Below are 3,233 nucleotides of genomic sequence, written 5' to 3' on the forward strand. Positions count from 1 at the left end.
GCGGCGGCCTCCGAGGCGGGCCGTGGGGCCGGCACCGACGCCCGGTTCGGCCGCATCCCCCACGCCAGGACCCTCCCGTACGAGGCGGGGGCGATCCGGGCCAGCAGGTCGGGCAGCTTCGCCGACCAGCCGATCAGCACCCGGCCCCGGCGGCGCTCGACCCCGCGCAGGATCACCTCGGCGGCCTTGGCCGGGTCGATGGAGAGCAGCTTCTCGAACTGCTTCCGGCCGACCTCGTACTCCTCCCGGGACACCCCGCTGCCCACCCGGGCGCTGGCCGCGATCCGGGTCCGGATGCCGCCCGGGTGCACCGAGGTGACCCCGACGCCGTCCTCGACCAACTCGTGCCGGAGCGCCTCGGTGAACCCCCGCACGGCGAACTTGCTGGCCGAGTAGGCGGCCTGGCCGGCGGGCGCGATGATCCCGAACAGGCTGGAGAGGTTGACCAGGTGCGCGCCGGGCTCGGCCTTGAGCGAGGGCAGCAGCGTGTGGGTCAGCCGGACCACGGCCCGGAAGTTGATCTCGATGACCCAGAGGAACTCCTCCAGGGTGACCTGGTCGAACCGGCCGCCCAGGGCCACCCCGGCGTTGTTGACCAGCAGCCGGAGCCGGGGATGGGTACGGCGGATCTCGGCGGCCACCCGGTCGGTGGCGTCCGGGTCGGCGAGGTCGACCCGGTGGGCCTCGATCCGCCGGTCGGGGTGTGCGGCGCGGATCGCCGCGACCACGGCGTCGAGGCGTTCGGCGTCCCGGTCGAGCAGGACCAGGTCGGCGCCGCGCCGGGCCAGGGCGTGGGCCAGGGCCTCGCCGATGCCGCTGGCGGCGCCGGTGAGGACGGCGATGCCGCCGGGGAAGACGAAGTCGCGCATGGCGTCCCTCCTGGTCAGGCGACGGGCGCCGGGGAATCGGGGACGGGCGCACCGGCCCGGGAGAAGCGGACGCCGGAGTCGGTGAGCCGACCGTGCCGCATCATCAGCACGTCCCGCGGGTAGTTCTGGTGCAGCCGCCAGGGCGCTGCCGGACCCTGCTTCGGCAGCCGGTCGACGGCGCGCAGCACGTACCCGGACTTCAGGTCGATGATCGGCACGAGGTCGCCGGAGTCGGGGGCGAGCGGGGTGACGATCTGCTGGCCGCTGGCATCCAGGTGGCGCAGCAACCGGCAGACGTAGGTGGCGACCAGGTCGGCCTTGAGCGTCCAGGAGGCGTTGGTGTAGCCGATGGTCATGGCGAAGTTCGGCACGCCGGAGAGCATCATGCCCTTGTAGGCGACGGTGTTCGCCAGGTCCACCTCGGCGCCGTCCACCGCGACTGTCATGCCGCCGAGGGCGAGCAGGTTGAGGCCGGTGGCGGTGACCACGATGTCGGCCGGCAGTTCCGTGCCCGAGGCGAGCCGGATGCCCCGCTCGGTGAAGGTGTCGACGGTGTCGGTGACCACCGCTGCCCGGCCCGCGCTGACCGCGGTGAAGAGGTCCCCGTCGGGCACCACGCAGAGCCGCTGGTCCCACGGGTTGTATCGGGGCGAGAAGTGCCGGTCGACGTCGTACCCGACCGGCAGCTGGCCCTCGGCGGCCCGGCGCAGGTACCTCTTCACCAGGCCGGGGGCGCGCCGGCTGAGCTGGTAGGTGGCCGACCCGAGGACGACGTTCTTCCAGCGCACCACCGTGTACGCGGCCTTCGCGGGGAGCCGGCGCCGCAGCGCGTCGGCGAGCCCGTCGCGCGAGGGCAGCGAGATGACGTACGTGGGCGAGCGCTGCAGCATGGTGACGTGCTCGGCCTGCTCGGCCAGCGCCGGGACCAGGGTGACCGCGGTGGCGCCGCTGCCGATGACCACCACCCGCTTGCCGGCGTAGTCGAGGTCGGCGGGCCAGTGCTGCGGGTGCACGAGCCGGCCGGCGTACCGCTCGGCGCCGGGGAACTCGGGGGTGTAGCCCTGGTCGTAGCGGTAGTAGCCGGAGTTGGTGAACAGGAACCCGCAGGTGAGGACGACGTCCTCGCCGGTGTCGTCGCGGTGCGCGTGGACCGTCCAGCGTGCGGTGGCGCTGTCCCACTCGGCGCGGACCACCCGGTGCCGGAAACGGATGTGGTCCTGGACGCCGTACTCGCGGGCGGTCTGGCGCACGTACTCCCGGATGGAGTCGCCGTCGGCGATCGCCTTCGGGTTGGTCCACGGCTTGAACGAGTAGCCGAGGGTGTACATGTCGGAGTCCGAGCGGATGCCCGGATAGCGGAACAGGTCCCAGGTGCCGCCGATGGCGTCCCGGGCCTCGAGCACCACGTACGTCTTGCCCGGGCACTGCCGTTGCAGGTGGACGGCGGCGCCGACGCCGGACAGCCCGGCACCGACGATGAGGACGTCGACGTGATCGGACATGGCAACTCCCGTTCGCCGCGGCGGTCGACCGGACCCTATCCACCCCCGTCGACGACAGTCAACACCCTGTCGACTCCCCTCGACAGGGTGTTGAGCGGGTGTAGCATCAGCCGACATGACCACCGCCCGTACGCCGACCAGAGCCGCGTCGACGCGCGGACGGCGACCGGGCCGCTCCGCCGGCGACGACCGGGAGCTGGCCATCCTCGCCACCGCCGAGCGCCTGCTGGAGCGGCGCGCCTTCGGCGACATCTCCATCGACGACCTGGCGAAGGGCGCCGGCATCTCCCGGCCCACGTTCTACTTCTACTTTCCCGGCAAGGACGCGGTGCTGCTCACCCTGCTCGACCGGGTGATCGAGGAGGCCGACGCCGCGGCGGGCGACGTGCTGGACCGGCTCGCCGAGGACCCGCGCGCCCGCTGGCGGGAGCTGATCGCCCGGTTCCACGCCACCTTCGGCGGCCACCGCGCGGTGGTGCTGGCCTGCGCCCAGGTGCGTGGCACCAACGCCGAGGTCCGCCGGCTCTGGGCCGAGGTCCTCGAACGCTGGGTCCGCGCGGTCGAGGCGGCGATCGAGGGCGAGCGGCGGCGCGGCGCGGCCCCGGACGGGTTGCCCGCCCGGGACCTCGCCATCGCGCTGAACTCGATGAACGAACGGGTCTGGTACGCGACCTTCGCCGGCGACGGGCCGGCGGTGGCCGAGCGGGACGTGGTCGACGTGCTGCTCGACGTCTGGTTGACCGCGATCTACCGGACCACCACGCCCCCGCCCGCCTGAGCGGCCGCGCGCGCCTCGCGCAGCCGCCGCATCATCAGGTTGAACTCGACGGCGGGCAGCGCCGGGCCGCTCCGGCCGTCCAGC

Annotated in this window: 3 protein-coding genes; 1 reads left to right on the forward strand and 2 read right to left on the reverse strand. The window is 73.5% G+C overall.

What is annotated here, in order from left to right; all coding sequences use genetic code 11:
• On the reverse strand, positions 1-869 hold an 869-nt coding region (locus ONA70_RS35540; RefSeq protein WP_265010859.1), incomplete at its 3' end, for an SDR family NAD(P)-dependent oxidoreductase.
• 14 nt (positions 870-883) lie between these two features.
• Entirely contained in the window at positions 884-2,371 is a 1,488-nt protein-coding gene (locus ONA70_RS35545) for a flavin-containing monooxygenase (RefSeq protein ID WP_265010860.1), read from the reverse strand.
• Between the two features lie 115 nt (positions 2,372-2,486).
• On the opposite strand from ONA70_RS35545, the gene ONA70_RS35550 reads away from it, so the two are divergent.
• The gene (locus ONA70_RS35550; RefSeq protein ID WP_265010861.1) at positions 2,487-3,149 is read left to right on the forward strand and encodes a TetR/AcrR family transcriptional regulator; all 663 of its coding nucleotides are present in this window, start codon (positions 2,487-2,489) and stop codon (positions 3,147-3,149) included.
• Positions 3,150-3,233: the final 84 nt, after the last annotated feature.

Origin of the sequence: Micromonospora yasonensis (genome assembly GCF_026013475.1) — a bacterium.
Taxonomy (GTDB): domain Bacteria; phylum Actinomycetota; class Actinomycetes; order Mycobacteriales; family Micromonosporaceae; genus Micromonospora; species Micromonospora yasonensis.

Bases quoted from the DNA above. Each gene is read 5' to 3' on its own strand.
- ONA70_RS35545 (WP_265010860.1), bottom strand. From the start codon at position 2,371: ATGTCCGATCACGTCGACGTCCTCATCGTCGGTGCCGGGCTGTCCGGC.
- ONA70_RS35550 (WP_265010861.1), top strand. From the start codon at position 2,487: ATGACCACCGCCCGTACGCCGACCAGAGCCGCGTCGACGCGCGGACGG.